The 3,416-nt window shown below is 39.0% G+C and carries 3 protein-coding genes and 1 pseudogene; 2 read left to right on the forward strand and 2 right to left on the reverse strand.

Features of this window, described 5'->3' with window-relative positions; translation table 11 throughout:
- The first annotated feature begins 537 nt into the window (after positions 1-537).
- Complete coding sequence (locus CTN07_RS22140; protein ID WP_005306714.1) at positions 538-1,194, forward strand: AAA family ATPase; 657 nt, start codon at positions 538-540, stop codon at positions 1,192-1,194.
- Positions 1,184-1,504: a hypothetical protein gene (locus CTN07_RS22145; protein WP_036766158.1), complete on the forward strand. Its 321-nt coding sequence runs from the start codon at positions 1,184-1,186 to the stop codon at positions 1,502-1,504. The genes CTN07_RS22140 and CTN07_RS22145 overlap by 11 nt, the downstream gene beginning before the upstream one ends.
- Before the next feature lie 46 nt (positions 1,505-1,550).
- On the opposite strand, the gene CTN07_RS22150 is transcribed toward CTN07_RS22145, so the two are convergent.
- Together CTN07_RS22150 and CTN07_RS23420 are read right to left on the reverse strand one after the other, a co-directional pair.
- Positions 1,551-2,759, reverse strand: coding sequence for an IS256 family transposase (locus tag CTN07_RS22150; protein ID WP_005306717.1), 1,209 nt, complete (start codon positions 2,757-2,759; stop codon positions 1,551-1,553).
- 506 nt (positions 2,760-3,265) lie between these two features.
- A pseudogene (locus tag CTN07_RS23420) lies at positions 3,266-3,416 on the reverse strand (IS6 family transposase); the annotation flags it as partial.

Raw genomic sequence — 3,416 nt, forward strand, 5'->3', positions numbered from 1 at the left:
ACCCAGTACCAGAAAAAAGCCGTGACTTCCCTACTCTATAACCAGTTTCTGAGCAAGATGAGCTACTTTAAAAAGAGACATTTTAATCTGGGAAAGAAAAAGGACATTTTAAATTGGGATAAACACAAGAACGCTGTCCAATTAATTTTTACCACCCTAACCCTCAAAATACACTCTTTTCTACCTCAAAACTGTCCACATTTTTTGTGAATAAGTTGTTATCAGAATCAACCGATCCCTTTTCAGGCTAAAAATCGACTCTAAGCCTCAAAAGATCAAGTTTTCTCTCTTTTGATAGGCGTTGACATTTAAAGGTGTTGATTTGATTGGTAATGATTGATAGGTATTTATTATTGGTGTTGTATTATTAATAGTTTTTTATTAAAAGTTGATTTTTATCTAAATGAATGACTTGGTAAATAATGGTGATAAGTACAGCTTTAACTTGATTATTTAGTTAATGCTTCTTTCTTTAGCATTAATGGTACTAAGAATAAGATAATAAGATAATAAAACAGAATCATTTGAGAGGTGCTTATGGGAAAGGTCATTTTACTTGCGCATCAAAAAGGTGGTGTTGGAAAAAGTAATACAGCCACTAATCTTGCAGTTGCTATAGCAAAAGAAAAATTCAAAGGAAGCTCTGATCAGATCTTGCTAGTTGACGCAGATCCTCAGGCAACATTATATCGCTGGGCTCAACGTCGAGAAGAATGTGATGCTATTCAATCTTTTCCTTGTATTCGACTCGATGGAAATATTACTTCTCAAATAAAAAGAGAATCCGAGAAGTATGACTATGTAATTATTGATGCCGCGGGCCGTGATAGTCGTGAAATGAGAAGTGCAATGCTATCTGCTGACTTGATGCTAATGCCGACTAAAGCTAGTTTAGCAGATCTTGAACTTCTAGAACATATGTCTGAAACCGTTGAAATAGCAAGGGATTATAATCCTGACTTAGCTGTTTGTGTTTTTATCAATATGGCTCCTACTAATACTCAAACTGAAAAGGTGCTTGCTAAGCAGCTTTTGAGGGAATTTCCAGAATTTAAACTTCTTAATACTGTTCTTTCCGAACGCAAATCACATCGAGATGCTTTTTCCGAGGCTCTTGGTGTCCACGAATGGAAAGATTCGAAATCAAAAGCTGAAGTTAGTTGTTTATTGAAAGAGGTTCTTGATGAAATTTAGTCGTCAAAGGTTAAAAGATAATGAAAAGAAAATTCGAGATGTTGAGGCTTTTGTTGAAGGTGCTGATACAACCGATTTGAAACTTGGACGTCCTAAATCAAACAGAGAATTGACTAAGGCGGTCTCTATATCTTTAACCGAAACAGACAGAAAGATATTGGATAATCAGGCAAAAAGATTCAATCTCTTGTCATATCAATTGGATCTTGAAGAAAGCAAACAGTTAAATCGTAGTGATATTGTTCGGATTACATTAAATAGATTGGCTTCTATGAACGATGATGATTTTATTAAGTTTTTGAAATACTGATATTATCTTATTAGACCCTGTAAATGATTCTGTGTAACTGTCGAGGTTACATGTACTCAGTGAGTCGGTCTTCGAACATAATCATAAAACGGTTTAGAGCTTGTCGCCAGTTTCTAATCGGCATCGTCCACTTTTTAGAAGAATCTTGGATAGCTAGGTAGATCACCTTTCGAGCTGACTCATCCGCTGGAAACAGCTTGCGCTTCTTAATCGCTTTTCTAATAACGCTGTTGAGGGATTCAATGACGTTAGTCGTGTAGATCGCTCGGCGGATATCCTCTGGGTAGTTAAACAGGGTGTTGAGGTTGTCCCAATGCGCCGTCCAAGAGCGACTGATTTGAGGATACTTACTATCCCATCGGTCAGAGAACTGCTCTAGAGCCAGTAGAGCCTCATCTTCTGTGGCTGATTGGTAGATTTTCTTCAGATCAGCCGTCACTGCTCTGTAGTCTTTCCAAGGGACGTACTTGACCGAGTTTCGCACCATGTGGACGATACAGAGTTGTATTTGCGTCTCAGGGAACACAGTATTGATAGCGTCAGGAAAGCCCTTTAGTCCGTCAACACAAGCGATAAGGATGTCTTTTACTCCACGGTTTTGAAGCTCAGTCAGCACATTAAGCCAGAACTTGGCACCTTCTGTTTCAGAGAGCCACATACCGAGCAGTTCTTTTTGACCTTCCATATTGACGCCTAGCGCAAGGTAGACCGCTTTGTTGATGACTTGCTTGTCTTGACGCACCTTAATCACGATGCAATCGAGATAAACGATAGGATAAACTTCGTCGAGAGGTCGCGACTGCCATTCAATCACTAGCTCAAGCACCGAGTCGGTGACTTTTGATATCAGCGTTGGCGAGACATCAGCATCATACATTTCCTTGAACGTTGCGACGATTTCACGTGTAGTCATTCCTTTCGCATAAAGGCTCAATATCTTGTCGTCCATAGATTGGAATCGAGTTTGGTGCTTGCGGATGAGTTGAGGTTCAAAGCTGGCTTCACGGTTGCGAGGGATCTCGATATCGACCTCGCCATCATCAGTGATAATTGACTTACCCGAGTAGCCATTGCGGGAGTTGGAGCTGGTTCTAGATTGGTGTTTTTGATATCCAAGGTGCTCATCGAGTTCAGCGTTTAACGCCGTTTCAACGGTCACCTTGGTTAACATTTTTCGAAAGTCATCAAGATCTGATTCTGTCTTAATTGACTTTGCGGCTTCACGAGCAAAAGCTTCGAGTGCTTTCTTATCCATATTGTCCATCCTTAACCTTTAAGGTTTAAGTTTAGACAGTTACACAGAATTCAGGACACTCTCTCTTATATCTTATTATCTTATTATCTTATTATCTTATTATCTTATTATCTTATTATCTTATTATCTTATTATCTTATTATCTTATTATCTTATTAATTAAATAATAGAAAATGGCATAATTCCAAGTACGGATTTAATAGGATTCTGATGCTATCTGGATGAGTGAGTTGAGAAGGTGGTACATCATATAAGGATTTTATTGAATGCTTTGCATGTCGTTGCGACCAGACCTTTGGCTTTCAAACGTCAAAGTACTACACCGAGAAGATAGTATGGTTATATTCCCAAACAATAACGATGCAATGCAATAAGGAAAATGAATGCCCGCATTTAAAATTACGTACCGTCATGACGGCCAAGCGGTATTTGAAGAAACCGTGTTTACGAAAACGCTCAAAGCAGGGTTCTGTCGCAAAGTTTTATTAGCCAAATTTCAAATACAATTATGCAGCGAGCGCATAAAAGCGCTCCCATACGGGTAAACTTAAATCACCAACTTGTCCTCGTCTAACTTGAGTCCAAACTTCCTGACCTGACATTGTAGCTTGTGCTCCCTCAATAGATTTCCCTCCTAATGCTTGACGCATCTTCTGC

Origin of the sequence: Photobacterium damselae (assembly GCF_003026815.1) — a bacterium.
Taxonomy (GTDB): domain Bacteria; phylum Pseudomonadota; class Gammaproteobacteria; order Enterobacterales; family Vibrionaceae; genus Photobacterium; species Photobacterium damselae.

What these genes read in the sequence shown, in the direction of transcription:
- CTN07_RS22145 (WP_036766158.1), top strand. Translation starts at nt 1,184, where the DNA reads ATGAAATTTAGTCGTCAAAGGTTAAAAGATAATGAAAAGAAAATTCGA.
- CTN07_RS22140 (WP_005306714.1), top strand. Translation starts at nt 538, where the DNA reads ATGGGAAAGGTCATTTTACTTGCGCATCAAAAAGGTGGTGTTGGAAAA.
- CTN07_RS22150 (WP_005306717.1), bottom strand. Translation starts at nt 2,759, where the DNA reads ATGGATAAGAAAGCACTCGAAGCTTTTGCTCGTGAAGCCGCAAAGTCA.